Genomic DNA, 26,780 nt, shown 5'->3' on the forward strand with positions numbered 1-26,780 from the left:
GCATCCACGAGTCGCGGCCATGACGCAGCCGGCGGCCCCGACGCGGCGCACCTTGCTCGCCCTTGCGGCTGCCGCTGCCGCGGCTAGCCCGGCGAGCGGCGCGGCAGGTTCCGGCGTGGGCGGAACGCGCGTGGCGACGGTGGACTGGGCCGTGCTGGAAACGCTGCTGGCCCTCGGCATCACGCCGGTGGCCGCGACCGAGCTGCTGCAGTTCCGCGAGGTCGCGGTCGAGCCTGCCGTGCCGGCCTCCGTGGCGGATCTGGGCCTGCGCGGCACCGTCAATTTCGAGATGCTGCAGCTGGTGCGGCCGGAGCTGATCTTCATCTCCAATTTCTATGCTTCCTCGGCGGAGCGACTGGGGCTGATCGCGCCGGTCGAGAGCTTCACGATCTATGCACAAGGCGTCGCCCCCTTCTCTGCCGCCGAGGCGATGACGCTGGCGATCGGCCGCCGGCTCGGCGCGGAGGCGGCGGCGCAGCGCTTCGTCGCGGAGACGAAAGCCGAATTCGCCGGGCTGCGCGGCCGGATCGCTGCCCTCGGAGGCCGCCCCGTCATCCCGATCAATCTCGGCGATGCCCGCCATTTTCGCGTCTTCGGCGCCGACAGCATGTTCGGGGAAGTGCTGGCGCGCCTCGGCGTCGCCAATGCCTGGACGCAAGCCACAAGCTATTCCGCCATGGCGCCGGTCGGCCTCGAGGCGCTGGCCCGAATCCCGGAAGCCTGGATCGTCGTGATCCCGCCCGTGCCGGAAGATGCCACGCGCATCCTCGGCCGCAGCGCGTTCTGGAATGCGCTGCCAAATGTCGTGGCTGGACGCGTTCTCACGCTTGAGCCGGTCAACCCCTTCGGTGCCCTGCCTGCGGCACGCCGCTTCGCGCGGCTGCTCGTCGCCGCCATCGAGCGTTACGCAGGTGCAGCCCGTGGCTAGCAGCCGGCTTCCGCTCGCCATGCTGCGCTGGCTGCTGCCAGTCGCCATCGCGCTCCTGCTCGGCGCCGCGGTCATCCTCGGCCGTGCCGCGCTCCCCGGCGATCCCGCGGTCACCGCCGCACTCGAACGGATCCTGCTCTGGCACAGCCTGATGCCACGCTTCGCCACGGCGTTGATCTGCGGCGCGGCGCTCGGCCTCTCGGGCGTGCTGTTCCAGCAGGTCCTGCGCAACCCGATCGCTGATGCCTCCACGCTCGGCATTGCGTCCGGAGCCCAGCTCGCGCTGACGGTCGCGACCGTCCACGCGCCGGCGCTGATCGCCCTGTCGCGCGAGTTGACCGCACTTGCCGGCGGCCTCGCCACTGTGGCGATCGTGCTGGCGCTGTCCTGGCGGCAGAAACTCGATCCGGTCACGGTCGTGCTGTCCGGCATGGTGATCTCGCTCATCGCCGCCGCCCTCAGCGCGACCGTCATCCTGGCCAAGGGCGAGTATGTGCTGTCGCTCTTCATCTGGGGCGCCGGCTCGCTCAACCAGCAGAGCTGGGACGCGCCGCTGATGCTGGCGCCGCGCCTCCTGCTGGGCGCCATCGCCGCGGCGCTGCTGCTGCGCCCGCTCACCTTGCTCACGCTCGACGACGACAATGCGCGCAGCCTCGGCCTTGCCCTCCCAGCCATGCGCCTGCTCGTCCTGCTCGTCGCCGTCTGGCTGGCGGCTTCGGTCACGGCCGAGGTCGGCATCATCGGTTTCGTCGGGCTCGCTGCCCCGGTGATCGCCCGGGCAGCGGGAGCACGCCGCCTGCGCGACCTCCTCATCGCTGCCCCCTTCGCGGGTGCGATCCTACTCTCGGTGACCGATAGTGCGGTGCAACTGCTCGGCTCGGCGACGGCCGACCTTGCACCGACCGGCGCCGCCACAGCGCTGCTCGGTGGCCCGCTGCTGCTCTGGATGGCCCGGCAGCTGCGCCACACCATCCCGCCGCGGACGATCGGCGGCCGGCATACGATAGCCAGGCTCGGCCATCCCTGGGTCGCCGTCCTGGCGGGGGGCGTTCTGCTGGCGTTGTTCTGCGCCATCGCGCTGATACTCGGCCCCGGCCCGGACGGCTGGAGCATAGCGACCGGGCCGCTGCTTGCCGATCTGATGCCCTTCCGCGCGCCGCGCATCGTCGTCGCGGCAACCGCGGGCGCGATGCTCGCCGCGGCCGGCACGCTGATGCAACGGCTGACCGGAAACCCTTTGGCCGGACCGGAAGTGCTCGGCGTCAGCGCCGGTGCCGGTCTCGGGCTCGCGCTGATGCTGCTGTTCGCGCCCGTCGTGGGGCCGGTTCAAATGCTGCTCGGCGCGGCTTCGGGCTCGCTAGCCGTGGCGCTGATCATGCTGGGCGTCGCCGCTCGCCCCGGCTACGGCCCGACGCGCCTTCTGCTCGCCGGCATCGCCATGGGTGCGCTGTGCATGGCGGTCGTCTCGACCATGCTGGCGCAGGGCGACATGCGCTCCTATGCGCTGCTGCTCTGGCTCTCCGGTTCGACCAACCGGGCCGGCCCGATCGAGGCCTGGACAGGGCTTGCCGCCTGTCTCTTCCTGGTCCTGCCGCTGTTCCTGTTTTCGCGCTGGCTCGACGTGTTGCCGCTCGGCGCGACCGTCAGCCGCGCGGTCGGCCTGCCGCAGACGACGAGCCGGCTCGCACCCGCCGGCTTCGCGGCTCTGTTGACGGGCACGGCTTCGCTGATGATCGGCCCGCTCAGCCTGATCGGGCTCGTCGGCCCACACCTGGCCCGGCTGTCGGGCTTCGCCCATGGCCGGCACCAGCTCGCCGCGGCGATCGTGTTCGGTGCTGCGCTGATGGTCCTCGCGGACTGGCTGTCGCGGGCCGTCGTCTTTCCCTATCAGGTCCCGGTCGGGCTTTTCGCAGCCCTGATCGGCGGCCCCTACCTGATCTGGCTTTTGAGCCGAGGAGCGGAACGCAATGGCTGAACCGGACATGCTCGTCGCGTCGACCCGCATCCCCCTCAGCGACCCGGCCACCATGCTGGAGAAGCTCTGCAGCCATTTCGCCGAACATGGCACCGTGACGCGGGACGGCGGGATCGGGCGGCTGGAAAGCCCCTTCGGGACGGTCGAGCTCGAGGCCGCCGCTGGGGCGCTGCATGTAAGCACCCGGTCCCCGAACCTGAGCTATCTCTTCGTGGTGAAATCCTCCGTCGCGGAGCATGTGGTCGAGTTTTCGCCCGACGGGGTGCCCGTCTTCGCCTGGAGCGGCGATGGCAGTAGCGTCTCCGAGATCCCGTTCTTTCACCGCGCCACGGTGCGCTCGAGCCGGCGGATCACGCCGCGGATGCAGCGCGTTACCCTGGCGGTCGAGGATGCCGGCAAGCTGGAGGATGGTGGGCTGCATGTCAGGGTTCTGATTCCGCCCAAGCGTCGCGTCCCGGTCTGGCCCTCGATCGCCGGCGATGGCCGCGTCATCTGGCCGAAGGGCGAGGACGAGCTGACCGGCCGGGTCTATACGATCCGCAGTATCGACAAGGCGCGCAGCACGGTCGACATCGACGTCGTGCTGCATGACGACAGCGCCGGCTCGGTCTGGGCGCTGTCGGCGCAACCGGGCGACCCGGTAGGGCTGACCGGCCCCGGCGGCGGCGAGATCGTGCTGGCCGACTGGTACCTGCTCTGCGGCGACGAGACGGCGTTGCCGGTCATCGCACGCATCGCGGAGAGCCTGCCGTCACAGGCACGCGCGACACTGCTGATCGAGGTCGCGGATGACGGGGAGGAGCAGCCGATCAGCTCCGCGGCCGCGATCGATCTCTCCTGGCTGCACCGCAACGGCGCAGAGGCCGGCACCACCGACCTGCTGGAGCGGGCGGTGCGCGCGGTCGAGTGGCCGGAGGGTGTCGTGACCTATGCCCTGATCGGCTGCGAGCAGGTCCAAGCGCGCGCCTTGCGGGCCTATCTCCGCAAGGACCGCGCCTTGCCGAAGGAGCGCCATATCGCGGCAGCCTATTGGCGCCGGGGAGGCGAACCGCCCTTGCAAGAGCGCGACTGACGCGCACAACGATGCAGGACTTTATCAGCCCGGCCCCGGAACACTGACTGGACCCGTTGCCACGATGACAACAGCGCTCAACACCGCTCCCGAGGAGGACGACCGAGGCCCCGTGGCGGGCGGCGGCGCACCGCTCTTCGCCCTCGAAGGCGCGAGCTTTGCCGTCGCCGGGCGCCAGCTCCTCGAGCCGCTGACGCTCGACCTGCCCGGCCGCCAGGTCATCGGGCTCATCGGCCATAACGGCTCGGGCAAGTCCACGCTGCTGAAGCTGCTGGCGCGGCAGGAGCCCGTCTCCGACGGCGCCGTGCGCTTCGAGGGCAGGCTCCTGAACGACTGGAACGACCGTGCCTTCGCCCGCAAGGTCGCCTATCTGCCGCAGCAGACGCCGCCGGCGACGGGCATGCTGGTGAAGGAGTTGGTGGCGCTCGGCCGCTATCCCTGGCACGGCGCGCTTGGCCGCTTCGGGCAGCGCGATCGCGAGAAGGTCAGCGAGGCGATGGCACTTACCGATACCGAGCGCTTCGGCGAACGGCTGGTCGATACGCTCTCCGGCGGCGAGCGCCAGCGGGTCTGGCTGGCAATGCTGGTCGCGCAGGACGCGGAATACCTGCTGCTGGACGAGCCGATCTCGGCGCTCGACATCTCCCACCAGATCGAGGTTCTGTCGCTGGTGCGGCGCCTCGCGAGGGAGCGCCAGCTCGGCGTCGTCGTCGTGCTGCACGACGTCAACATGGCTGCGGCCTATTGCGACGAAATCATCGCGCTGCATTCGGGGCGCCTGATCGCACGCGGCACACCTGCCGACATCATGACGACCGACCGGCTCGAGGCGATCTACGGCGTGCGGATGGCCGTGACGAGTCATCCCGACACGGGCCGCCCCCTCGCTTTCGCCCGCTGATCTGCGCGCGGCCGGCGCGGCCTATTGGAAGCCGGCCGCCTGCAGCTCGAAGAGCTCGGCGTAGCGGCCGCGCAGCGCCATCAGCTCGCCATGGCTGCCGCTTTCGAGGATCGCGCCGTTCTCCAGCACCAGGATACGGTCGGCCATGCGCACGGTCGCGAAGCGGTGGGAGATCAGCAACGTCGTGGTGCTCTCGCTGAGATGCCGGAAGCGCTCGAAGATCTCGGCCTCGGCGCGCGCGTCGAGCGCAGCGGTCGGTTCGTCCAGGATCAGTACCTGCGCATCGCGGAAATAGGCGCGCGCGATGGCGAGCCGCTGCCACTGGCCTCCCGAAAGATCGAGCCCCTGCATGAACGAGAGGCCGAGCATCTGGTCATAGCCGCCGGGAAGGCCCGTGATCACCAGATCGGCCTGGCTCTTCTGCGCCGCCGCGACGATGCCCGGCCGGTCGGCGAGATGGCCGATGCGGCCGACCCCGATATTCTCCGCCGCCGTCAGGTTGTAGCGCACGAAGTCCTGGAAGATCGCGCCGACATTCTCGCGCAGCTCACCGAGTTCGATCTCGCGCAGATCGACGCCGTCCACCAGGATGCGGCCCTCGTCGGGCTCGTAGAGACGCGTCAGCAGCTTGACGATCGTGGTCTTCCCGGCACCGTTCTCACCCACCAGCGCCAGCGTCTGCCCCGCCGGCAGCGAGAAGCTGAGATGGCGCAGCGCCCAGTCGTCCTTGCCCGGATAGCGGAAGCCGACATTGTCGAAGACGACGCCCTGACGCAGCGGCGCTGGAAACGGCTTCGGGTGCTGCGGGGCGACGACTGCCGAGCGCATGCCGATGAAGGCATAGAAATCATTCAGATACTGGGCCTGCGAGCCGATCTGCGCCATGCCGACGACAAGGCCTTCCAGAAGGCCGTTGAGCCGCAGCAGCGAGCCGGCGAGGAAGGTCAGGTCGCCGATGCTGAGCTCGCCGGTGAGGGTTCGCCAGACGATGACCGCATAGGCGCCGTAATAGGCGAGCGACCCGATGGCGCCAACCACGCTGCCCCACAAGGCCCTGCGGACCGCGATGCTGCGGTTGGAACTCATGATGCGATCGGCGGCCTCGGCCATCCGCGCGGTGATATGGGCACCGAGACCGAAGAGCTTGACCTCCTTGGCATTCAGCGCGGCGATGCCGAGCTGTTGCAGATAACCCATCCGCCGCCGCTCCGGCGTCAGCACGATCGCGGCCTCATATTGCAGCGCGTTGAAGCGGGCCTCGACGACGAAGACGGGCACCAGCGCGAGACCGACCAGCAGGATGAGCGCCGGCACGAAAAACACCAGCCCAGCAAGCAGCGCGACCAGGGTGATCGCACTCTGGATCTGGTTGAGAAGGATCGAGACAAGCGTGCCGCCGATCATCGTCGCCGCATTGGCGCGCTGCAGCTTGTCCTGGGCCGCGCTGCTCTCGATGTCCCTGAGATCCAGCGCCGCCGCCTGCCTGACCAGGGCGAAAGCCTGCGTATGCCCGTGACGCTCCGCCAGCAGCCCCTCCGCCATCGTGCCGAAACGCGTCAGCGCATTGCCGCCCGCGACGAGCAGGAACTCGACCAGGATCCAGCCGGCAAGCGTGGTGACCCGACCGCTCTCGATCCATTCCGCCAATGAGGGCCCCGGCGCTGCCCCCTGCCCCTGGCGCAGAATTTCGTCGATGATCAGCTTGGCGACGAAAAGCATCGCCGGCGCCTGGAGCGCCCTGAGCAGGCGCGATGCCGCGATCGCGCCGGCCAGTCCCGGCGAGGTGCGCCAGAGCGAGCGCAGCAGCCGCGGCAGATTGGCCAGCGGCAAGAGGCGCTTTCGCAGCGCTTCGCCCAGGCGCGTGAGGAGCGGAATGCGGATCATGCGGGTTCTCGGCTCGACGGGCAGGAAAGCGAATGGTCGGAGCGTCGCGGGGGCGAAGCGCGACGCGGCATGCTCTATAGCGCTGTTGCGGGAACCGGCGCCCTCTCTCCGGCAGGTATTTCGGGCGTGATCGCCAAGTCGATCCGCGTGATCTCGCCGACCCCGTGTGGCGCGCGATGGGCGATCAGCACCAGCGCGGCCATGGGCAGCGCCCGCCGCAGTTCGGCAAGAAGCTGCTCCTCCGCCGCAGGATCGAGCGCACTCGTGGCCTCGTCGAGCACCGCCCAGGCAGGCCGGTGGAGGTGATGCCGTGCGAGCGCCAGGCGCTGGCGCTCGCCGCCGGAGAGGCCGTCGCGGATGCGCGGCCATTCGGCTTCGTCTTCCGTCCAGATATGCGCCATGCCGACGGCCTCGAGCGCGCGGCGGTAGTCGCCCTCGGCAAAGGCCTCCGGCAGCTCGGGATAAGCCAGCGCGGCAGCGAGGCTCCCCAGCGGAAAATAGACGTGCTGCGACGAGAAGGAGGCCGATGACGGACGCTCGATTTCGCCCTCGCCATGCCGCCAGAGCCCGGCCAGCGCCTTGACCAGCGTGCTCTTGCCATGGCCGGATGGCGCGGCGATCCAGTAGGTCCCGCCCGGCTTGAGCTCCAGCTCGGGCAAAGGCGCCAGCGCCCGGCCATCCGGGGTGGACAAGGCAAGCCGGCTGGCGCGGATGCGCTCGCCCGGCGCGATGTCAGGGCCGGCGCCCGGCGTCGCCTCGCCTGCCGCTTCGGCTGCGGCGAGGAAATGGCTGAGCCGGCTCGCCGTAGCCGCCAGTTGCGCTAGGTCCTTGTAGGAGAAGATGAACCAGGACAGCGTGGTGACCACGTTCTGGAAGGCGGAACGCAGCTGCATCAGCCCGCCGAAGGTCACGCGGCCGGCGAGATAGGCGGGCAGCGCCAGAAAGATCGGGATCGTCAGCACGGTCTGGAAATAGGGCCGCGAGAAGAAGCCCAGGATCAGTTCGCGATTGGCGAGCTGGTGCCAGTTCGCCGTGAGAGCCGCGAAGCGCCCCGAGAGCTGTCCGCGCTCGGCGGCCTCGCCGCCCGCCAATGCGATGGGCTCGACATTCTGGCGCAGGCGCGCCAGGGCGAAGCGGAAATCGGCCTCGCGCCGCTGCTGCTCGAAATCGAGCTTCTTCAGCGGCGCGCCGAGCCCGTGGGTGATCACGGTCGCGATCGCGACATAGATCGGCGCCGCCCAGACCATGTAGCGCGGGATCTCGATGTCGAAGCCGGCAAAGGTAAAGGCAAGTGCGAAGGTCGCGAGCGACCAGAGGATCGCGACATAGGTCACCAGCCCGACGATCCGCGTGATCAGATCGAGCGCTTCGTCGGTGAGCTTGTCGACGAAGATGCGGCAGTCCTCCGCGATGCGCTGGTCGGGATTGTCGAGGCCGGATTCGGAGCGGTCGCGCAGATGCCAGTAAGCCTTGCCCGAGAGCCAGCGCTCCAGCGCGGCCTCGGTCAGCGAGTGGCGCCAGCGGATCTGCAGCATCTTCCGGAGATAGGCGGAAGCGAGGTGGATGACGACCGAGATCGCCGTCAGGCCGAAATAGACCTTCACCTGCTGGATCACGCCCGGCACGTCGAGCTTCTGGATGGCGTTGTAGAAATCCGCGTTCCAGGTGATCAGCAGGACGCTGATGCGCACGCTGGCCAGGCCGAGGGCGGCGATCGCCGCGAACTGGACCAGGCCCAGCCGGCCTCCCGGCCCGCTGATGCAGAGCCTCGTCAAGCGAACGATATGTCTGAGGACTGCCATCATGATCTTGCTGTCGCGGCGCCTATGATCAGGCGGGTCTGGGCCGCTCGCGACGCGGCGAAGGCGGATCGGGCGTATCGAGGCGGAAGATCGCGTCGGCTATCCCGTCGATGCCCGCGGCGTCATGGCCGGTGCGGTCGGTCGGCAGCAGCACGGCGATGTCCTCGATGCCGAGGTACCGCAGCTGATAGGGCGTGCCGTGGCCGTATTCGAGATGGCCGCGGCCGATGATGCCGACGACGAGCGGATCCCCCTCCGCCACCGCGAGATGGTCGGCGATGCGGCAGGCGAAGGAGCGGTCCCAGCATTGCTGGGCCTGGACGAAACGGTCCGAAGCCAGCGCCGGCCGCTCCGGCGTCGTCGCGAAGCCGCCGGTGATCGCGGCGAGATAGCGCCGATAGGCATCGGTCGCCGGCGCGGCCGGCGTCACCCCGTCGCGCTCCTCGACGGGAATGACGTCCCAGCCGAGCTTGCCGACCTGCGTCACCAGCGGGCGGTGGCAGTTCAGGGCGAGCATCTTGACGCGCTGCTGCCGGCAGAAATGGAACAGCGGCAGGTAGAGCTCCGGATCGAAGCCCCAGACCTGTGCCCAGTCCGAGCGCTCGATGAAAGTCGCGGTGTCCATCTCGCCCGCGACCCAGGCGTCGAGGACCGGCTGGACGCGGCGCGGAAACATCTCGAAGCCCACCGCCATCTGCGGGCGCAGCAGATGCAGGCAGGTCGTAACGTGCAGCTGCCAGCGATGGATCTCGGCGACGTCATGGGTCTCGCCCAGCAGGACGACGCGCTTGCGCGCCGTCGCCTGCATCAGCTCGCCCTGGGAGAGGAGCTTCCCGCTCTGCGGGCAGAGCCAGCTCGCCCGCGGGTGGGCGAGCGCCGCGGCGCCGGGCATGGCCTCAGCCACGGGAGGCATGGACCTTCGGCACCGCGGCGAAGGCGGCAGCCTTGCCGCGCAGCACGAGGCCCGTCGGCTTGCCGTCGGGATCGAGCGCCTCCAGCCGGACATCGTCGCCATCGCCGCTGCTGAGCCAGCCGCCGAGCGCGGCGCCCTTCAGATGCAGGTGGAAATCGCCCTGCATCACGTTGACGAAGCCCATCATCGGCTTCGGCTCGGGCAAGGCCCCGGCCCAGTGCTGGAACAGGCCGGGCTTGCTGAAGTCGATGGCGATCGGCTGCCCGCTCGCCAGGATCGCGGCAAAGGTCGCGGCGCCGATATCATCCTCCGCGAGTTCCGGCGTGGCATCGCCGGAGGGAGCCTCCCGCAGCGCCGGCTCCAGAGCCTCGCCTGCGCCGAGGGCGGCCAGCGCGTTGTCGAAAGGCTCGAGCCCTTCGAGGCCGATCAGGCTGAACAGCGTCTCGCCGGATGCGTCCTGGCATTCGAGCTTGGGCAGCACCTTGTCGCGCATCTTGCCCGAGCGGTCGGCAATGAGGCTCGTCACCACCGAGAGGTCGATCACGCTGTCGTGGAACTCGCCAGCGAGCCTCGCCTCGTTGCCTGCGACGGTGACGGAACCGACCGCGCCCATCCGCTCATGGATGGCGCCGCCGGCGCGGGCGCTCAGCATCACGCGGCCCATCGCCGGCAGATGCTGGAGAATCTCGGCAGGGCTCTGTCTCAGCCGTTCGCGCGGATGGGTAGTCTCGGTCATCATGGTCTCCCAAAAAGGTTGCGACGCTCCGGGTCTCGAACGGAGCGTCGCCGAGCGGCCCTGCCCTTTCGGGTCCGGCCGTCGAAAGGTGAGCGGTCGTCGGATCAGAACTCGACCGAAGCCGCGAGCTTGAAGGTGCGGCCCGGCGCGGTCTGCAGTTCGAGCGGATTGGTCGCCGCCACCGCAGCGGAGGCCGGGACCTTGTCGAAGTTGTAGACGTTCGCGAAATAGCGCTTGTCGAAGATGTTCTGTACGCCGCCGCGAACGGTGATGTACGAAGTCGGCTTCCAGTTCAGGAAGGCGTCGAACACCGAGTAACCTCCCGGCTTGAAGGTCGTCGGGGCGGCGGCACGGGTGACGGCCGATCCGAAGGTGCCGATGACCTCCGCCTCCAGCCCGTATTCCGGCATCAGATACTTCAGGCCGGCGACGGCGGTCAGCGGGCTGATGGAGTTGTAGGGCGTCGTCAGGGCGCCCGCTTCCGCCCGCTGCGTGCCGTACTGGTAGCTGACCGCGACATTGCCGATCCAGCGCTCGTGGAACTTCCACTCGGCCGAAGCCTCGATGCCGGAAATCTTGACGCTCGCGAGATTGCGGTAGGTCAGGTCGGTCGTGCCGGGGATCGTGACGAAGTTCTGGATGAAGTCCTTGTAGTCGGCATGGAAGACGCCGACCGAGAACCAGCCATTGGCGAAGCGCCCGCGGACGCCGGCCTCATAGGAATTGACGGTCTCGGGTTTCAGATCGGGGTTCGGGATCAGGTTCTGGGTGCCGAAGGGCAGCGAGGTGTAGAGCTGCTGCGCGGTCGGCATCTTGAAGCCCTGGGCGTAGCGGGCATAGAGCGAATAGGTATCGTCGAGCTTGAAGATGGTTCCGACCTGCGGAATCAGCTTGTGCGACTCGATCTCGCGCGGCTCCTTGCCCGGCACGATGACATAGCCCGGCCCGATGCTCGGATCGATCTTGTAGTTGGCGTAGCGAAGGCCCGGCGTCACCGTCCAGCGGCCGCCCAGCAGCTCGATCTCGTCCTGAAGGAAGAAGTCGTAACGGGTGGTGGTCGCGTTGGCGAAGTTGAAGCCGCCGGCGATCGTCGTGGTGGTCACGCCGGTCGTCATGTTCCGGACGTCGTCGCGACGCTTGTAGTCGGTGCTGGTGATGTCGCCCTGGAAGCCGTAGGTCAGCTTGTGCATGGTCGGGCCGAGCGCGAAGCTCGATTTGGCCTGGATGTCGAGCTGCGAAAACTTCTCGGAATAATCGAGCAGGCCGCGCGTGAAGCGTTGCTGGCCATTCGCAAGCGTCTGAATCCGGCTGTTGGTGACTTCGCGTTCCTGGGGCGAGAAGGATGCCTGCCAGCGGATCGAGTCGAGGAAGCTGGCTCCGACATCCCATTGATGCTCAAGGGCGATGCGCTGGCGCGACTTCACCTCGTCGCGGATGTAGGGGCCGTTGCGGGTGCCCAGGCTGACGACATTGTAGTCCCAGAGCTGGTTGACCTTCGAAGAATTGTCGAAATATTCGCCGGTCAGCTTGAAGATGTGGTCTGTCGTCGGCTTGAAGACCAGCTTGCCGAAGCCGTTCCAGACGGTGCTGTCGAGCGGGTTCAGCGTGTCGCAGCCGATATAGCGCAGGCTCGGCACCGGGCAGCCCCAGCGGCCGCCATCGGCGCGGGCCGTGCTGAGCTTGGCCTCATGCGCCGTCGTCTGGCTCAGCCCGACGATGGCCTCCAGTGTCGGCGTCAGCCTGAACGCCGCGGTGCCGGTCTTGGTGAAGGCGCGGTTGAAGCTATCATAGCTGGCGTCGAGCTTGACCGCATAAGGCTTGTCCTTGCCCTTGAGCAGGTCTTCCGGGTCGAGCGTGCGGAAGGCGACGATGCCGCCGAGCGCGTCCGCGCCCCAGAGCACCGAGCCCGGGCCGCGCACGATCTCGACGCTCTTCAGGAACGGCATATCGACGAAATTGCGGTTGCCGTCGGTGATGCGCTCGATCACGCGCGATCCGTCGACCTGCATCTGGACGCGGTTGCCGCCGACGCCGCGGATGTTGAAGCCTTCATAGTTGCCGAAGGGATCCGTGCCGCTGGTGAGGCGGTTGACACTGACGCCGGGCTGGTAGCGCACCAGGTCCTGGATGTCGCGCGTCATGCGCTCTTCGAGTTCGGTGCGGGGGATGACCGTGACGGTGCCCGGAACGTCCAGAACCTGCTTCTCGCCGCGCGTCGCCGTCACGGTGATCGGGTCGAGGGAGATCGGCGCGACGGGCGTGCCAGTAGCCGCGGCATCCCTGACGGTTTGGGCATAGGCCACCGCGGCAGGCGACACAGAAAGAAGCAGCGTTGCCAATATGTATAGATTGTAATTGTTCTTCATAGCAGCCATCCAGCCCAAGATGCGGCTGCTTACTATGCGTATTTAAGATTCTGCAAACACAATTATCGTGACTTTCAAAGTAATTTATTATGCTATTTCAAATTTACATGCCATTTACTATCGATCTAATGTGAAACCATTCAATTGAAGCGTAGATCTTTCGACTTAGAACAATTAGAATATTTACTGAAAGCGTCTTCTCGCACTGATCGACGGTACCGGTAGACGGCCGCAAATAGCCATCTACCGCGGCACAGCGGGCAAGAGGCAACGGCGTTCGACCAACCTGCGGGCGCGCGTCGTCAGATCATCTCTGAGGTTGACCCGCCCGCTATCCGCGCCGCCAGGAGGACGATGCCGTTCGGAAATCGGCGCGCATGCTCACGCGCCGCCGCGTGCCGCCTTCAGGATATCGTCGACGAGACGTTGCGAGGCGAGCGCCTCCTCGCCGGTGACGACCGGGTCGCGCCCCGCCTCGACAGCATCGAGGAAGTCGGCAATCACGGCGCGGTGGGCGTCATGGGGGAAATCCATGATGTTGGCACCGCTGCCCGTCGCCCCTTCCGCCTCGATGATCTCCTCGCGGCCGTCGAGAAAGGCCAGGCGGAGCCGGCCGCCGATGAGGGCAGCGAAGCCTTTCGTGCCGGTGATCTCGATGCGCTCCGGATGGCCGGGATAGGCCGCGGTGGTCGCGACCAGCGTCGCCGGCGCACCATCTCGCGTCTCCAGCAGGGCAGAGACGTAGTCCTCCGTCTCCATCCTGTGCAGCGCCGTGGTGCGGGCCTGCGCCGCGACGACCCTCGAGACGCCGACCAGCGAGCGGAACAGATCGAGCGAATGGATGGCCTGGGTCAGCAGGACGCCGCCGCCATCGCGCGCCAGCGTGCCGCGCCCCGGCTCGTCATAATAGCTTTGCGGGCGCCACCACGGCACGGCGAGGAACGCCGCCTCGATGGTGCCGAGTTCACCGCCGTCGAGCGCGGCTTTCAAGCGCAGGCTTGCGGGGCGGAAGCGGTGCTGCAGCACGACGCCGAAGATTTTCCCGGTGCGCCGCGCCGTATCGACCAGACGCTGACCGCGCTCGCTGGTGAGTTCCAGCGGCTTCTCGACCAGAACATGCTTGCCGGCTTCGAGGCAGCGGGCGGAAATCTCGAGATGCGCGCTCGGAGGCGTCAGCACGATCATGGCATCGACGGCGGGATCGGCGAGAACGGCGTCGAGATCGGTCGTTGTCGGAAACGGAAACTGCCGGGCATAGGACTGCGCGCGCTCCGCCGAACGGCTCACGGCGAAGCGAACCTCTGCGCGATCCGAAAGATCGAGCAGGCTTTTCGAATGCGGCAGGGAAGCGGGGCCGAGCCCGATCACGGCAATGCCGAGCTTGCGTGTCATGGTCGGGTGTCCTCAGGAATGGGCGGCGGGCGACTCGCCGGCAGCCAGGCCGCCTTCGCCTGCGCTTCGAGCGCGAGACGGCAGACGGTGAAGGTATGGCGCTGCAAAGCCGCCGTTTCGGTGCGTGCGCCAACATCGGCGATCAGGTTGCGGAAATAGGTCAGCGGCTCGCGCGAGGCGTCGAGATGGCGCGTGCCCGTCTTGTCGACCAGAAAGACATGGTCCGTGCCCGGCCGGCCGGCGATATCGACATATTTGCGCAGCTCGATCGTACCCTCGGTGCCCAGGATCGTCAGGCGGCCATCGCCCCAGGTCGGGAGCCCGTCGGCCGTGAACCAGTCGACGCGGATATAGCCCCCTGCCCTGTCGCTGCGCAGCAGGATCTCGCCGAAATCCTGAAACTCGGGCAGGTCGGCCGCGCCGAAATGCCCGATGCCGGACGAAACGATATCCGCGCCTTCCGAACCGGTGAAATGCAGGAACTGGTCGATCTGGTGCGAGGCGATATCGGTCAGGATACCGCCATAGCAGGCTGCATCGAAGAACCAGCCCGGCCGGATCGCGCGGTTGAACCGATGCGGCCCGAGCCCGATCGTCTGGACCACGCGGCCGATCGCGCCATCCGCGATCAGCTTCCCCGCGACGATCGTCGCAGGCACGACGAAACGCTCGGAAAAGCAGACCGAGAAGATGCGCCCGGTCTCCGCCACCGCCGCCTCCGCCGCGGCGAGCTGGTCGAGGCTCGTCACGCCCGGCTTGTCGACCATGACGTCCTTGCCGGCACGCATCGCCCTGATCGCTAGCGCGGCGCGCTCGCTCGGGACGCCCGCACAGACGATCAGCTCGATCGAGGGATCGTCGAGCAGCCGCTGCGCTTCCGCGGGTCGCAAATCCGGGAAGCGCTCCCGGAAGCCGGCGAGGACGCGCGCATCGCTCGTCGCCGGGTCGAAGCCGGCGCAATCAGCGCCGGCCTCCAGCAGGCCTTCGACCATGTGATAGATATGGCGATGGTCGAGGCCGATGGCAGCGAACCGCATGGGCCAGTCCCTACTTCGGCGTATGGCCGACGCCGATCTCCTGGTCCCAGCGCCGGAAGGCGGCAACGAGGCGCTCCGGCGTCAGCGGCGGCCGGGTCGGCAGGGATTTGATCAACTCGTCATATTTCGGGCGGCCATATTCTGCGAGCACGTCGCGGCTCTCCTGCGGCGCCATGTCGAGGGTCACGCCCTTCACCGCCGGGCCCGGGTAGAAATAGCCCTTGTCATAGGTGGCGGCCTGCGCCTCGGGCTTGAGCATGTAGGACATCAGCGCCAGCACCGCCTTGACCTTGTCGGCCGGCACACCCTTGGGGATGCACATGAACTGCGTGTCCGGGATCCAGTGCGTATTGGCGAGGACGAAGACCTCGGCCTCCTTCGGAACGATGCCGAGCGCGCGCGGGTTGATGTCCCAGCCGCAGGTCGAGACGATGACGTCGCGCGTGCCTTCGCCGAGCTCCTTCATCGTCGGCGTCGTGCCGCCCGGATAATAATCGATGCCGGTGCCGAGCTCCTTGAGATAGGCCCAGCTCTTGTCCCAGCCCTTCATCGGGTCGCTCGGGTCGGCATCCCCGAGGATGTAGGGCAGCCCCTGCAGCCAGGTCCAGCCGGGGCCGGAATTGACGGGACGCGCATAGGTGAAGCGGTTCTTGTTCTGCTTCACATAGGCGAGGAATTCCTCGGCCGTCTTCGGCACGGTCTTGAGCCTGGCGGGAATGTACTCGAACAGCGGGCCCGACGGCGAATAGACCACCGCGACGCCTTCGTTCTGGCCGAAGTTGCGCTGCATCATCAGCGCCTGCTCGTGATAGACATCCTCGGCCTTGGGCAGGCTGGCGGTGTGCGACTTCCAGACATCGATCCACAGCCCCTGCTGGATGCCGTCCGACATCGCTCCGGGCCCGGTCAGGACGAGGTCGATATCGACCCGGTTGGCCTCCTGCTGCGCCTTGAGCTTGGCCGGCAGCTCCGGCGAAGGCGCCCGCGAAAAATTCAGCCGCGAGATGATCTTCGGATTGTCCTTGGCGAAGCGTTCGATCGCGGCCTGCGTCAGCTGGAGATTGCCGGCGACGTCGATGATGTTGAGCGCAACCGGGGCGGAGGGCGCACCCTGCGCATAAGCCCGGCTCGCGGCGAGGGCCGTCAGGCCGGCTGCGCCGGCAACCATGGTGCGGCGTGTCAGATTGGTCATGTCGTCTCCCTGGGTTGAGGCCTCTTCAAGCATGCGATCTGCACACAGCGGGCCTTTGACTGGCATACTAGTGCACCACTGCGGCGCGCGCCAGTCCATCGGACGCGGGCCGTGCGACATTCCGCCAAGCGGCCCGTCGATCTCGGTCCACGTCGCTTGCATCCAGGGTGAGAATCAGCCGCTCAGGCCATCCCGCGGGGCGGCGACCGACAGCCCGAGGACCTTGTGCCTTTCGATCAGTTCGGCGACGTAGCCGGTCTCGATGGCCAGCCTCACGAAGCGTTGCAGATAGTCGATGGCCGCGCCGGCGGCTTTCGGCACGCCAAGCGCCTGCTGCACCGCCATGAAGCGACCGGGCAGCAGGCGCGTACCGGGAAGGTTTTCGACATCCTCGATCAGTTTCGGCCTCAGACCAGCGAGGGCGTCGAGATTTTGCGCCGTGAAGAGCGCGGTGGCTGCGTCGAAGCCGTCCGCGGTCAGGAGCTCGGCCTGGCCGATGTTGCGTTCGAGCCAGAGGCCATAGGCGGTGCGCGCGGCGACGGCGATGCGCCGGCCGGGCTGGTCGACCTGCGATGCCTCCTGCAGCGGCGAGTTGGCCGGCACGAGATAGGTCGCCTCGATCTCGCTGTAGGGAGCGGTGAAATCGATCGCGGCGGCGCGCTGGGGCTCCGCGCCCAGCAGCGCGACATCCCATTCGTCGCGCTCCGCCGCATCGGCGACGAGCCCGGGCGACGCGTAGGCGACGGGCACGAGCGGCAGGTCGAGGCTGTGTGCCAGTGCGGCGGCCATGTCCGGCGAGACGCCGGCAGGACCGCCATCGGCTCCGCGGCTCGAAACCAGCAGGAAATTCGAGAGATTGATCCCGGCCCGCAGCGCGCCATGCCGGGACAGGGCGTTGCGCAGATCGGGCGGCGCGGTGCCGAGGCGGGCTTTGATCGTCGACAGGCGGTCCATGGGCTTCTCCTGATGTCAACAAAGGCGTGGTTGACGGCACGCCTCTCGGGCTAGATCGCCGTGCGTCCCACCGGACGCGACGTGTCGGTCTATCTCTTTGTTTCAGCATCGTATTTCATCGGAAACCGGATTCCACTTCCCGGTCCGATGCTCTAACGTGAATCCGGCAAGAGTCGGAATCGACCGGCGAGACAGGCTTCCGGCGAGATCCGAGGTGCCGCGCTCGCCACGAGTTCGGCCTCGTTCGATCAAGGAACGGAAACACGACATGCCTTCTCACGTCGACTGGAACGCCGAGCAATATCTGCGCTTCGAGGACGAGCGGACACGACCGTCGATCGATTTGATCCAGCGGGTGCGGCTGGCCGACGCGCGGCGCTGCATCGACCTCGGATGCGGTCCAGGCAACAGCACGGAACTTGTCGCGGCGCGTTTCCCTGGCGCGGCCGTCGAGGGCCTCGATTCCTCGCCGGACATGATCGAGAAGGCGCGAAAGCGGCTGCCGGAATTGTCCTTCGTTCTCGCCGACCTCGAAAGCTGGGAGGCGCAGGCGCGCTACGACCTGATCTTCGCCAATGCCGTGCTGCAATGGATCCCCGATCATGAACGTCTCTTCGCCCGCCTGACGCGCGGGCTGACGCCGGGCGGCGTGCTCGCCGTGCAGATGCCGAACAACCTTTCGGAGCCGTCGCATCTGGCGATGTCCGAGGTCGCGGCGGAGGGGCCGTGGGCGCAGCAGCTGGCACGCGCGGGCGAGGCGAAGGCCCCGATCGGGAGCTTCTCGGATTATCGCCGCTGGCTGGCGGCGGCAGGGTGCGAGGTCGATCTCTGGCAGACGACCTATGTCCATGCGCTGAAGGACCATGATGCGATCATCGAATGGTTCAAGAGCACGGGGCTGAAGCCCTATATCGATCCGCTGCCGGCCGAGCAGCGCGCGGCCTTCCTGGAGCGTTATCGCGAGCGGATCGCGCGGGCCTATCCGGTCGAGGCCGACGGCAAGGTGCTGCTGCGCTTTCCGCGGCTGCTGATCCTGGCGACGCGGCGCGGCTGACGGCATCGCCATTCGGCTCACACGAAGCCGGCAAGGCCCGCGAGTGCGGCACATCCGAGCGCTATCAACGGGCTGTTGCGCCATTTCAGCAGGCTCACCACCGTGAGTGCCGTGATGGCGAGGCTGCCCCAGTGATCGACCGTGACCTTGGAGAGGAGCAGGCCGCTAGACAGGATCAGGCCGATGGTGACCGGGGCCATGCCGCGCTCGCAGACGCGATACCAGTCGCGGCCGTTGACGCTGCGCCAAATCCGCGAGGCGCCATAGGTAATGAGGAAGGACGGGGTTGCGACGGCAATCGTCGCCACCAGGGCGCCGAGGCCGCCGGCGACGCGCCAGCCGATCAGCGTCACCACGATCACATTCGGTCCCGGCGCCGCCTGCGCCAGGGCGAAGAGGGTCACGAAATCCTGCGCCGCCATCCATTGATGGCGTTCGACGACCGCCGCATGCATCTCCGGCACCACCGCGATGATGCCGCCGATCGACATCAGCGACAGCGCCGCGAACTGCCAGGCGAGGTCGAAGAGGACGGGCCGCTCGCTCACCGCGACCTCGCCGACCAGGCGAGCGCGAGGCTCGCGGGCAGGATGGTCGCCAGGAGCAGGAGCAGCGGCACGCGCAGCCAGACCATGGCGAGGATCGTCACCGCGATGACGGGCAGCGCCCGCGCGTCGCCGCGATAGCGCCAGGCCATCCTCAGCCCCATGCCGAGAATGAGCCCGGCCGCGCAGGCGGCGGCGCCCCGGAACATGCCTTGCACGGCCGGCAGGTGCCCGAAAGCCTGGTACAGACCGCCGAGCCCGAGCACGATCAGGCAGGGCGCGAGCAAAAGCCCGGCGAAGGCCGAGATCGCGCCGGCCAAGCCACCGAAGCGCGCGCCGATATAGACGGCGATGTTCATGACATTGCCGCCCGGCAGGATCTGGCAGAGCGAGAGCGCATTCACGAACTCGTCCTCGTCGAGCCAGCCCTTGCGCTCCACGATCATCCAGCGCACCCAGGGCAGCACGCCGCCGAAACCCATGATCGAGATACCCGAGAAGGCGAGGAAGAGATCGAGATTGCCCACCCGCCGTTTCGGGATGGGGGAGGCCCCGGTCTCCGCGCTCATGCCGCCCGGGCCTCTTCGCGCGAGCCGGCAAGCAGCGCCATGAGATGCGTCACCCCATCGCGATCGAGCGTCTCGAACGCGTCGCAGAGCGAGACGACCCGCGTGGCCGGCCCCGCGCCGATGGCCGACGTCAGGCAGTCAGCGGCCTTGGCCCGGATGCGCTCGGGCGCAACCGGCCTGCCCCAGATGCCCGGCGGACCGTCGCATTCCCCGCGAATGTCGCCCCCGGCATGGGTGACGTCGATGCCGAGCGTCATCGCGTCGAAACGGCCCTGGCGCGTCGGGTCGGGCGCGATCGTGATGCGCTTCAGAAGCGCGACGATGTCGGGAGCGAAACGCCGCTCGTCGGTGAAGCTCGCGACCGTGACGGCACCGTCGAGCAGGGCCAGCGCGGCGGTATACTGGAAGCTGAACTTGCCGGCGAGCCCGGTCGCCGGGGCGTGCCGGTCGACATAGTCCATCGGCGGACAATGGATGACCACGCGCTCGATCGACGCGCCGAGCGGCAGTTGCGCGCGTGCCGCCAGCGCGGCGGTGATGACGAAATGGGTGCCGTACTGGCTCGGATAGAGCTTGTAGGCCGGTCCGGGCCGCACGATCTGCAGCGCGTCGTGACGCCGCGTCAGTGCGGCGGGATCGAAGCGGTCGCCGAAGAAGGCGCGGCCATAGCCGCGGGGATGGCCGAGCGCGTCGGCATCGGCGGTGAAGCCGCGAGCGGCGAGCATGGCGCTCTCGAGGCCGGATGCCGCGGACTGGCCGCAGTGCAGAGCCTTCGTCATGCTGCCGATATTGGCCTGGAGCCCGCCCGCACGCGATGCCGCGATCCCGACGGCGTGCGTCAACGCCTCCGGCTCCAGCCCGAGCAGAAATCCGCAGGCCGCAGCGCTGCCGATCGGCCCGACGGCGCCCGGCGGGTGGAAGACGAGTTCGCCCGGCTCGAACTGGCCGGAGGCGAGCCGCAGCCGCTCCTGCGCCTCGATGCCGATGGCGAGCGCGCTCAGGATGCGCTCCCCCAGCGGGCGGTCGGAAGAGGCCGCCCCGGTTTCGGCCAGCGCCATCAGGGCCGGCAGCGTCGTCGACAGCGAATGATTGGCCGGATTCCACATCGGCTCGAAATCGAGCACATGCATGGCGGCACCGTTGATCCTGGCCGCGTCGGCGGGTGAAACACGCTTCTCGCGCCCGATCAGCGCGGCTGAAGCCGCCCTTTGTGCTTCGGGCGCCACCTCCGCCAGGATGGTCGGCCCTTTCTCGCCTGCTCCGAGGGCGGCGACCGCCAGCCCGTCCAGGACGAGGCTTCTCGCGGCCTGCCTTGCGGTGTCGTCGAGGCCGGCCTCGGCCAGGCCGAGCAGGGTCGTGGTGAAAGCGGCGGTCAGGCTCATTCGGCGGCCAGCCTCGCCGGCTCGGCCGCCTGTCGCGGCTGATAATAGACATGCCCGTCGAACAGGCGCCGCGCGGTGCGGTAGACCGCGCCGTGAACCGCCCGGGCCCGTGCCGGATCGTCGGCATGCGCGACCTCGGCATCGACGACCGTGGTGCCTGAGGGATGGGCAACGGTGATCGGGCCGCCATCCTGCCGCGCCAGTTCATGGGGCAGCGAACCCGCGACGCGCACGGCGATCGCGAGGCAGGTCGCACCCGTGATCGGCACGGCTCGATGCGGCTGGCCGATCGAGATCATCCGGATGGCGATCGACATCTCGTCGGCTTTGATGATCCGGCCCGAGAGCGTCGGCATCTCCGCCGGAGCGGCGATCATCGCAACCTTCGGCACGCTTGGAATCTTCGCCGCGGTCGCCTCGTCCGGGGCAATCCCCATCGCCACGGAGGCTGCACAGCGGATAGCTTCCATCCGCTGCAGGAACGCGCCGTCCCGCTCCAGTTCGTCGGGCAGTTCGCGCCCGCTCTTGGCCAGCACCGAGGCTCTGACGAAGACGCAAGGATTAGCGGCGTCGACCATCGAGACCTCGATTTCGCCGAGGCCCACCACCGTCAGCCGGTCGCGCGCCTGGCCGGTCGGCAGAAGCCGGCCCGTCTTGGTTCCGCCGGGATCGACGAATTCGAGCCTCACCGGCGCGCCGGTACCGGCGACCCCGTCGATGCCGAGCTCGCCCTGCGTCGCGGGCTCTCCATCGGACATCGGGAAGCGCGCGACGATCACCTTGCCGGTATTGGTGTTGTGGACGCGGACAGCCGCCTCACCGTCCGCCGGGACGGATGCAAGCCCTTCCATCACGGCAAACGGGCCCATCGCCGAGGACATGTTGCCGCAATTGCCGCTGTAGTCGACGACGGCCTCCTTCACCGCGACCTGCGCAAATGTGTAGTCGATATCGGCATCGGAGCGGCTGGAGGGCCCAACGATGCAGACCTTCGAGACCGACGAGACCCCGCCACCCATGCCGTCGAGCTGGCGGCCATTGCCGTCCGGCGATCCCATCACCGCCAGGAAGATCGCGTCCCAGTCCGCAGGGTCGGATGGCAGGTCGCTGCGGTTGAAGACGACCGCTTTCGAGGTTCCGCCACGCATGAAACTGGCTCTCAAGCGGGATTGAGGCATCAGATCTCTCCTTCGAATGCCGCTGTATACAATTACGTACAAGAATGCTATCGGCTTGTCGATGCGTTCGATAAGCCAGCGAATTCCGGCCTTCGATGCGGCGCTCTCCGCAGCGCACGAAGCGGTTGCGCCGTGCCTCGAAATTCTGCCGGATATCATCGCTCGGCCCTTCTCGATCCGCGAGCGCGCAGTTACCGATCTTCCGGTGCGGAACACCGGGTGCCGCAACGCGCGCGGGAGATCGCCATGAACGACGAGACTGCACTGCTCGACCGGGACCGGTTCGCATCCGCCGCCGACTATGCCTATGCCATGCTGCGCCGGGAGATCGTCGAAGGCAGGTTCTCGCCGGGGCGAAGGATGCGCGAGATCGAGCTCGCGCAACTGCTCGGGATCAGCCGGACGCCGACGCGCCAGGCCCTGTCCCGGCTTGAGATCGAGGGCCTGCTCGACCTGAGGCCCCGCATGGGCCTCGTCGTGTCGGTCCTGGATGAGGATGCGGTCGAGGAACTCTACGAGATGCGCGCGGCCGTCGAGGGCACCGCAGCGGCCATGGCCGCGCGCCATGCCAGCCCGCGCGACATCGCGCTGCTGACCCGCCTTCTCGAACAGGAAGCGGCGCTGACGCCGGAGCCCAATGCGCTTTATCGGCATAATCGCGAATTGCACGAGGCCATCCATACGGCGGCGCATAATCGCTATCTCGGCAAGAGCCTGAATGCACTGCACGATGCGATCGCCCTGCTCGGCCCGACGACGCTCGCGGCGAGCGGGCGGCCCGCGATCGCCCATGCCGAACACGCCGCGATCATCCAGGCGATCGTCGAGCGTGACGATGCGAGGGCCGAACGGCTGGCCCAGGCCCATATCCTCGGCGCATTGGAGGTTCGCCGCGGTATCCTCGAACGAGAGCGCAAGCGCGACCGCGGCGGGGATAGCGAGGGCGGATGAGGACGGCTTCAGGCGCCCTTGTAACGCGCCTCGAGCGCGTCGAAAGCCGGCTTCCCGACGATGCGCTGCCGCTCGGAGAAGCTTGCGAGCCGGTCTTCGGCATTCGCCAGCGAGCCGACGTCACGGAGAGAGCCGAGCACCTCTTGCGCGGCGAGAACCATCGCCTGCAGGGCGGCATTGGCATAGAGCGCGATCGAGAAGCCCATCTCGGCCAGATCTTCGCGCGGCAGCATCGGTGTCTTGCCGCCCATGACGACATTGACCAGCTGCGGAGCCGGCAGCTGTCCGATCCGCCGGAGTTCATCGGCGCTTTCCGGCGCCTCGACGAAGATCACATCGGCCCCGGCCTCGGTCATCGCATGGGCCCGTTCCAGCGCGCGATCGAACCCCTCGACCGCGCGCGCATCGGTGCGGGCGATGATCAGGGTATCTTCGTCGCGGCGCGCATCGAGGGCGGCGTGGATCTTCGAGAGCATCTCGGGCAGCGGCACCACGCCCTTTCCGGAGAAATGGCCGCATTTCTTGGGAAAGATCTGGTCTTCGATCTGAAGCGCGGCAGCGCCGGCGCGTTCGAGCAGATGGACCGTGCGATAGACGTTGAGCGCGTTGCCGAAGCCGGTGTCGATATCGACCACCAGGGAAATGCTGGTGACGTCGCTGATCCTGGCCGCCGCTTCCGCCAGCTCCGTCACCGACAGGAGCCCGAGATCGGGCATGCCCAGCTGCATGTTCGTGAAGCCAGCGCCCGTGAGATAGACGGCTTCGTAGCCGAGGTCCTCGGCGATCCGGGCGGTCAGCGCATTGGCGGCACCGGGCAGCAGGAAGGCGTCTCGCCGCGCTATCCGCTGGCGGAGCTTCCGCCGCAGGCTCGCGGGCGGCGATTGATCGATGGTTTTGAGCATCAAGCACTTCTCCGATGCGCGACCGGAACAGGCCGCCTCGAACGGCAACAGCTATTCCCTGATCCTGATTAAAGTCAACTGTTGACAGTTTACACAAGAGCGGGTGACACTTGCCGCACAGCGTCCGTCAGAGACGCGCGGTTAACCGGGAGAAAACGTCATGGCCGAAAACGGAATTTCTGGTGGCAAGCCGACGCGTCGCGCGGTGATTGCAGGCGCCGCGGCGCTCGCGGCGGCGGGCCCTGTCCGCGCGCAGCAAGCCAAGCTTGATCTCGATGCTGCCAAGAAGGAAGGCAAGGTCGTCATCTACAACAACTGGCAGCCCAACGGCATCGAGCCGCTGCTCCAGCGCTTCCGCGAGGCGAATCCGGGCATCCAGACCGAGCAGATCCGCCTTGGCAGCAATCCGCTGATCGAACGCTTCCAGACCGAGTTCTCGGCCGGGCGCAATCTGTGCGACGTGCTTGTGACCTTCCCTGACGAGCGGATCGGCGAGGGCATGAAGAAGGGCTGGATGGCAAAGTGGACGCCGCCCGAGATCGCCAACTTCGCGCCCGAATACAACGAAGAGGACATGCTCTTCACCATCCAGCATGCGCGCGAATGCATCATCTGGAACAAGGCGCAGGTGCGCCCGGCCGATGCGCCCAAGGAATGGGCGGACCTGTTCGATCCGAAGTGGAAGGGCCGCGTCGGAATGAACCCGCCCTGGCGCTCGGTCTCGATCCAGCAGATCTGCGCCTTCTGGGAGGATATCGGCATCAAGGACGCGGCGGACAAGCTCAAGGCCAATGAAGTCCGCTTCTTCGAGGGCTCCGGCGGCATTATCCAGGCTGTGGTCCGTGGCGACGTCCGTGTCGCGGAATTGACCGACCTGCCGCTGAACCCGTTGCTCGACGACGGCGCCCCGATCGGTTTCGTCTATCCGAAATCGGGCACGACGCTTTCGGCCAACAAGGCCTTCGTCGCCGCCAAGGCGCCGAACCCCAACGCCGCCAAGGTCTTCCTGAACTGGCTCATGACCGAGCAGGGCCAGGTCCATCTCCAGACCTATTGCGGCCTGTCCGTCACGCGCAAGGGCGCGCCGCCGCTGAGCAAGCTGCCGGCCACGGCGGAACTCAGCAATGTGGTCGATGGGGAGAAGATCCTGACGCCCGAACGGCAGACCGCCATCGTCGATAAATGGCGTTCGACCTTCGGCATCCGCTGACGCAGCGAAAGGGCGCGGCGCCTCTGCGCCGCGCGGATCTCACGTAACGGGGGGGAACGCGGGGCGCGGAAGCGTCACCGCGGCGCGTCCAGGGAACCCGACATGTCAGAACAAGCAATTGCCGCCGGTCCTCCCGCGGTCTCCCGGGCCCGTAGCCGCGCAGGAGCGGGCGGCGCTGTCCTGACCGGCGTCTACTGGGCGACGTTCCTGATCGTGGTCGCGATGGTGGCGATCCCCGTCGTCGCGCTGGTCTATGGCAGTTTCCGCACCAGCGCCCCGGGGCTTCCCGGCGAGTGGACGCTGCAGAACTATGCGGGGCTCGCCTCCAGCGGCGTGCTCTCCTCGATGACCACGACGCTGATCATCGGGCTCTTCACCTCCGTGATCTCGATCGTCGTGGGCACGACGATCGCCCTGATCGTCCACCGCACCGACTTCCGCTACGGCAACATCGTCGTCGCGCTGATCGGCCTGAGCTTCTACTTCCCGTCCTTCATCCTGGCGATGGCCTGGATCATCGTCGGTGCGCCCGGCGGGATCTACAACACGATCATCGACGACGTCCTCGGGATGTCGTGGCTCAGGGCGGACATCTACACATCGGCCGGCATCGTCTTCGTGATGTCGCTGCACCAGGTCCCGTTCGTCTATCTCACCATGCGCGGGCCGATCTCGGGCATGGATCCGATCTATGAGGAGGCCGCGAACACCGCGGGCGCCAAGCCTCACCAGGTGCTGCTGCGCGTCACGCTGCCGCTGCTTGGCTATTCGCTGATCTCGAGCTTCATCCTCACCTTCGTGATGACGATCGAGCAGTTCGCGATTCCGGCCCTGCTCGGCATACCCGGGCAGGTCACGATGCTGGCGACGCAGCTCTACCTGCTCGTGCGCTTCACCCCGACCGACTACGGGCTCGCGGCGGCGATCGGCGTCGCGCTCAGCCTGATCACGGGCGCGGCGATCTGGGCGCAGCGGCGGATAACCACGGCGGGGCGCCTGACCACCGTGACGGGCAAGGCGGGGCGGCTGAAGCTCATTCCCCTCGGGCGCTGGCGCTGGGCGGCGAACCTGCTCTGCTTCGGCTTCATCTTCCTCGGCCTGGTCATGCCGATGGTGATCCTGATCTACACCTCGCTGCTGAAGTGGTTCACCGTGAACCCGCTGGAGGGGATGTATACGCTGCGCAACTACATCTTCATCTGGGAAAGCGCCTCCACGGTCCGCAGCTTCACCAATACCCTGATCGTTTCCGGCGTCGGCGCGGCGGTGGGCGTCACCCTAGGCCTTCTCTGCTGCTACTTCACCTTGCGGCTTCAGCCACGCGGCTATCGCGCGCTCGATTTCGTCGTCAGCCTGCCGTTCGGCGTTCCCGGCGTGGTCCTCGGCCTGGGTCTGCTCTGGGCCTATGCCTATCTGCCCTTGCCGCTCTACGGCACGCTGACGCTGATGATCATCGCCTTCGTCACGCGCTTCCTGCCCTACGCCACCGAGACGATCGGCGGCCAGATGGTCCAGATCGACAAGAGCCTCGAGGAAGCGGCATGGGTCAACGGCGCGACGCGCGCGCAAGGCATCTGGCGCATCCTGCTGCCCCTGGTGACACCCTCGGTGCAGGGCGCCTACTTCCTGCTGTTCATGGCGTTCTTCCGCGAGATCTCCTCGGCGATCCTGATCTACTCGGTCCACACGGCCGTGATCTCGATCTCGATCTGGTCCTTCTTCGAGCAGGCAAACTGGGGGCTGGCGAGTGCGCTCGCCGTCGTCGCGACGCTCATCATATTCATCGCAATGGCTCTGATCATGCGGCTGGTGCCGACCGCGCGGCGCGGCTGAGGAG

Annotated in this window: 22 protein-coding genes; 8 read left to right on the plus strand and 14 right to left on the minus strand. The window is 67.5% G+C overall.

Annotated features, from left to right (window positions below; all coding sequences use genetic code 11):
• Nucleotides 1–19 precede the first annotated feature (19 nt).
• The 4 genes from ASE63_RS03375 to ASE63_RS03390 all read left to right on the plus strand — a co-directional run bounded on the left by ASE63_RS03375 (nucleotide 20) and on the right by ASE63_RS03390 (nucleotide 4,876).
• The gene (locus ASE63_RS03375; RefSeq protein ID WP_056796345.1) at nucleotides 20–928 is read left to right on the plus strand and encodes an ABC transporter substrate-binding protein; all 909 of its coding nucleotides are present in this window, start codon (nucleotides 20–22) and stop codon (nucleotides 926–928) included.
• Nucleotides 921–2,903: a Fe(3+)-hydroxamate ABC transporter permease FhuB gene (gene fhuB / locus ASE63_RS03380; protein WP_200962522.1), complete on the plus strand. Its 1,983-nt coding sequence runs from the start codon at nucleotides 921–923 to the stop codon at nucleotides 2,901–2,903. The genes ASE63_RS03375 and fhuB overlap by 8 nt, the downstream gene beginning before the upstream one ends.
• Nucleotides 2,896–3,975, plus strand: a complete 1,080-nt coding sequence (locus ASE63_RS03385) for a siderophore-interacting protein (RefSeq protein WP_056796347.1) — start codon at nucleotides 2,896–2,898, stop codon at nucleotides 3,973–3,975. Before fhuB ends, ASE63_RS03385 begins: the two co-directional genes overlap by 8 nt.
• Nucleotides 3,976–4,039: 64 nt before the next feature.
• Nucleotides 4,040–4,876 (plus strand): ATP-binding cassette domain-containing protein, encoded by an 837-nt coding sequence (locus ASE63_RS03390; protein WP_082609599.1) that lies wholly within the window; start codon nucleotides 4,040–4,042, stop codon nucleotides 4,874–4,876.
• A gap of 21 nt (nucleotides 4,877–4,897) precedes the next feature.
• Here the strand turns inward: ASE63_RS03390 and ASE63_RS03395 are convergent, their stop codons facing one another.
• The 9 genes from ASE63_RS03395 to ASE63_RS03435 all read right to left on the minus strand — a co-directional run bounded on the left by ASE63_RS03395 (nucleotide 4,898) and on the right by ASE63_RS03435 (nucleotide 17,152).
• Entirely contained in the window at nucleotides 4,898–6,760 is a 1,863-nt protein-coding gene (locus ASE63_RS03395; protein ID WP_056796350.1) for an ABC transporter ATP-binding protein, read from the minus strand.
• Nucleotides 6,761–6,834: 74 nt separating this feature from the next.
• Entirely contained in the window at nucleotides 6,835–8,562 is a 1,728-nt protein-coding gene (locus tag ASE63_RS03400; RefSeq protein WP_200962513.1) for an ABC transporter ATP-binding protein/permease, read from the minus strand.
• Nucleotides 8,563–8,590: 28 nt separating this feature from the next.
• Nucleotides 8,591–9,475 carry a ChaN family lipoprotein gene (locus tag ASE63_RS03405; RefSeq protein ID WP_211200565.1) on the minus strand — a complete coding sequence of 295 codons (885 nt, stop codon included), beginning with the start codon at nucleotides 9,473–9,475 and terminating at the stop codon, nucleotides 8,591–8,593.
• Complete coding sequence (locus tag ASE63_RS03410) at nucleotides 9,459–10,211, minus strand: hypothetical protein (protein WP_162261708.1); 753 nt, start codon at nucleotides 10,209–10,211, stop codon at nucleotides 9,459–9,461. The genes ASE63_RS03405 and ASE63_RS03410 overlap by 17 nt, the downstream gene beginning before the upstream one ends.
• A gap of 104 nt (nucleotides 10,212–10,315) precedes the next feature.
• Nucleotides 10,316–12,577: a TonB-dependent hemoglobin/transferrin/lactoferrin family receptor gene (locus ASE63_RS03415; protein WP_056796358.1), complete on the minus strand. Its 2,262-nt coding sequence runs from the start codon at nucleotides 12,575–12,577 to the stop codon at nucleotides 10,316–10,318.
• A 381-nt stretch (nucleotides 12,578–12,958) separates the two neighbouring features.
• Nucleotides 12,959–13,969: a Gfo/Idh/MocA family oxidoreductase gene (locus ASE63_RS03420; protein WP_056796362.1), complete on the minus strand. Its 1,011-nt coding sequence runs from the start codon at nucleotides 13,967–13,969 to the stop codon at nucleotides 12,959–12,961.
• Nucleotides 13,966–15,006 carry a Gfo/Idh/MocA family oxidoreductase gene (locus tag ASE63_RS03425; protein WP_056796365.1) on the minus strand — a complete coding sequence of 347 codons (1,041 nt, stop codon included), beginning with the start codon at nucleotides 15,004–15,006 and terminating at the stop codon, nucleotides 13,966–13,968. Before ASE63_RS03425 ends, ASE63_RS03420 begins: the two co-directional genes overlap by 4 nt.
• A 10-nt stretch (nucleotides 15,007–15,016) precedes the next feature.
• Nucleotides 15,017–16,198: an extracellular solute-binding protein gene (locus ASE63_RS03430; protein WP_056796369.1), complete on the minus strand. Its 1,182-nt coding sequence runs from the start codon at nucleotides 16,196–16,198 to the stop codon at nucleotides 15,017–15,019.
• Nucleotides 16,199–16,372: 174 nt separating this feature from the next.
• Nucleotides 16,373–17,152 (minus strand): transporter substrate-binding domain-containing protein, encoded by a 780-nt coding sequence (locus tag ASE63_RS03435; protein WP_056796370.1) that lies wholly within the window; start codon nucleotides 17,150–17,152, stop codon nucleotides 16,373–16,375.
• A gap of 268 nt (nucleotides 17,153–17,420) precedes the next feature.
• On the opposite strand from ASE63_RS03435, the gene tam reads away from it, so the two are divergent.
• Nucleotides 17,421–18,206, plus strand: coding sequence for a trans-aconitate 2-methyltransferase (gene tam / locus ASE63_RS03440; RefSeq protein WP_056796373.1), 786 nt, complete (start codon nucleotides 17,421–17,423; stop codon nucleotides 18,204–18,206).
• A gap of 17 nt (nucleotides 18,207–18,223) precedes the next feature.
• Here the strand turns inward: tam and ASE63_RS03445 are convergent, their stop codons facing one another.
• From ASE63_RS03445 to ASE63_RS03460, 4 genes are read right to left on the minus strand one after another with little or no spacing between them, the layout of a single operon-like run.
• Nucleotides 18,224–18,754: a chromate transporter gene (locus ASE63_RS03445; RefSeq protein ID WP_056796377.1), complete on the minus strand. Its 531-nt coding sequence runs from the start codon at nucleotides 18,752–18,754 to the stop codon at nucleotides 18,224–18,226.
• Nucleotides 18,751–19,320, minus strand: coding sequence for a chromate transporter (locus ASE63_RS03450; RefSeq protein WP_082609602.1), 570 nt, complete (start codon nucleotides 19,318–19,320; stop codon nucleotides 18,751–18,753). Before ASE63_RS03450 ends, ASE63_RS03445 begins: the two co-directional genes overlap by 4 nt.
• Nucleotides 19,317–20,702, minus strand: a complete 1,386-nt coding sequence (locus ASE63_RS03455; protein WP_056796383.1) for an MmgE/PrpD family protein — start codon at nucleotides 20,700–20,702, stop codon at nucleotides 19,317–19,319. Before ASE63_RS03455 ends, ASE63_RS03450 begins: the two co-directional genes overlap by 4 nt.
• A complete protein-coding gene (locus ASE63_RS03460; RefSeq protein WP_056796386.1) occupies nucleotides 20,699–21,880 on the minus strand; it encodes a PrpF domain-containing protein in 1,182 nt (393 codons plus the stop codon). Before ASE63_RS03460 ends, ASE63_RS03455 begins: the two co-directional genes overlap by 4 nt.
• A 246-nt stretch (nucleotides 21,881–22,126) precedes the next feature.
• Between ASE63_RS03460 and ASE63_RS03465 the strand changes: the two genes are divergently transcribed.
• Nucleotides 22,127–22,831, plus strand: coding sequence for a GntR family transcriptional regulator (locus ASE63_RS03465; protein WP_056796389.1), 705 nt, complete (start codon nucleotides 22,127–22,129; stop codon nucleotides 22,829–22,831).
• 8 nt (nucleotides 22,832–22,839) lie between these two features.
• Here the strand turns inward: ASE63_RS03465 and ASE63_RS03470 are convergent, their stop codons facing one another.
• The gene (locus ASE63_RS03470; RefSeq protein WP_056796392.1) at nucleotides 22,840–23,733 is read right to left on the minus strand and encodes an oxaloacetate decarboxylase; all 894 of its coding nucleotides are present in this window, start codon (nucleotides 23,731–23,733) and stop codon (nucleotides 22,840–22,842) included.
• A 160-nt stretch (nucleotides 23,734–23,893) separates the two neighbouring features.
• Between ASE63_RS03470 and ASE63_RS03475 the strand changes: the two genes are divergently transcribed.
• Both ASE63_RS03475 and ASE63_RS03480 read left to right on the plus strand, forming a co-directional pair.
• Complete coding sequence (locus ASE63_RS03475) at nucleotides 23,894–24,943, plus strand: extracellular solute-binding protein (RefSeq protein WP_082609603.1); 1,050 nt, start codon at nucleotides 23,894–23,896, stop codon at nucleotides 24,941–24,943.
• 102 nt (nucleotides 24,944–25,045) lie between these two features.
• The gene (locus ASE63_RS03480; RefSeq protein ID WP_082609604.1) at nucleotides 25,046–26,776 is read left to right on the plus strand and encodes an iron ABC transporter permease; all 1,731 of its coding nucleotides are present in this window, start codon (nucleotides 25,046–25,048) and stop codon (nucleotides 26,774–26,776) included.
• Nucleotides 26,777–26,780: the final 4 nt, after the last annotated feature.

The sequence above is a fragment of the Allobosea sp. Root381 genome (assembly GCF_001429395.1).
Taxonomy (GTDB): Bacteria; Pseudomonadota; Alphaproteobacteria; order Rhizobiales; family Beijerinckiaceae; genus Allobosea.

Bases quoted from the DNA above. Each gene is read 5' to 3' on its own strand.
- ASE63_RS03375 (WP_056796345.1), top strand. From the start codon at position 20: ATGACGCAGCCGGCGGCCCCGACGCGGCGCACCTTGCTCGCCCTTGCG.
- ASE63_RS03385 (WP_056796347.1), top strand. From the start codon at position 2,896: ATGGCTGAACCGGACATGCTCGTCGCGTCGACCCGCATCCCCCTCAGC.
- ASE63_RS03390 (WP_082609599.1), top strand. From the start codon at position 4,040: ATGACAACAGCGCTCAACACCGCTCCCGAGGAGGACGACCGAGGCCCC.
- ASE63_RS03395 (WP_056796350.1), bottom strand. From the start codon at position 6,760: ATGATCCGCATTCCGCTCCTCACGCGCCTGGGCGAAGCGCTGCGAAAG.
- ASE63_RS03400 (WP_200962513.1), bottom strand. From the start codon at position 8,562: ATGGCAGTCCTCAGACATATCGTTCGCTTGACGAGGCTCTGCATCAGC.
- ASE63_RS03405 (WP_211200565.1), bottom strand. From the start codon at position 9,475: ATGCCTCCCGTGGCTGAGGCCATGCCCGGCGCCGCGGCGCTCGCCCAC.
- ASE63_RS03410 (WP_162261708.1), bottom strand. From the start codon at position 10,211: ATGACCGAGACTACCCATCCGCGCGAACGGCTGAGACAGAGCCCTGCC.
- ASE63_RS03415 (WP_056796358.1), bottom strand. From the start codon at position 12,577: ATGAAGAACAATTACAATCTATACATATTGGCAACGCTGCTTCTTTCT.
- ASE63_RS03420 (WP_056796362.1), bottom strand. From the start codon at position 13,969: ATGACACGCAAGCTCGGCATTGCCGTGATCGGGCTCGGCCCCGCTTCC.
- ASE63_RS03425 (WP_056796365.1), bottom strand. From the start codon at position 15,006: ATGCGGTTCGCTGCCATCGGCCTCGACCATCGCCATATCTATCACATG.
- ASE63_RS03430 (WP_056796369.1), bottom strand. From the start codon at position 16,198: ATGACCAATCTGACACGCCGCACCATGGTTGCCGGCGCAGCCGGCCTG.
- ASE63_RS03435 (WP_056796370.1), bottom strand. From the start codon at position 17,152: ATGGACCGCCTGTCGACGATCAAAGCCCGCCTCGGCACCGCGCCGCCC.
- tam (WP_056796373.1), top strand. From the start codon at position 17,421: ATGCCTTCTCACGTCGACTGGAACGCCGAGCAATATCTGCGCTTCGAG.
- ASE63_RS03450 (WP_082609602.1), bottom strand. From the start codon at position 19,320: ATGAGCGCGGAGACCGGGGCCTCCCCCATCCCGAAACGGCGGGTGGGC.
- ASE63_RS03455 (WP_056796383.1), bottom strand. From the start codon at position 20,702: ATGAGCCTGACCGCCGCTTTCACCACGACCCTGCTCGGCCTGGCCGAG.
- ASE63_RS03460 (WP_056796386.1), bottom strand. From the start codon at position 21,880: ATGCCTCAATCCCGCTTGAGAGCCAGTTTCATGCGTGGCGGAACCTCG.
- ASE63_RS03465 (WP_056796389.1), top strand. From the start codon at position 22,127: ATGAACGACGAGACTGCACTGCTCGACCGGGACCGGTTCGCATCCGCC.
- ASE63_RS03470 (WP_056796392.1), bottom strand. From the start codon at position 23,733: ATGCTCAAAACCATCGATCAATCGCCGCCCGCGAGCCTGCGGCGGAAG.
- ASE63_RS03475 (WP_082609603.1), top strand. From the start codon at position 23,894: ATGGCCGAAAACGGAATTTCTGGTGGCAAGCCGACGCGTCGCGCGGTG.
- ASE63_RS03480 (WP_082609604.1), top strand. From the start codon at position 25,046: ATGTCAGAACAAGCAATTGCCGCCGGTCCTCCCGCGGTCTCCCGGGCC.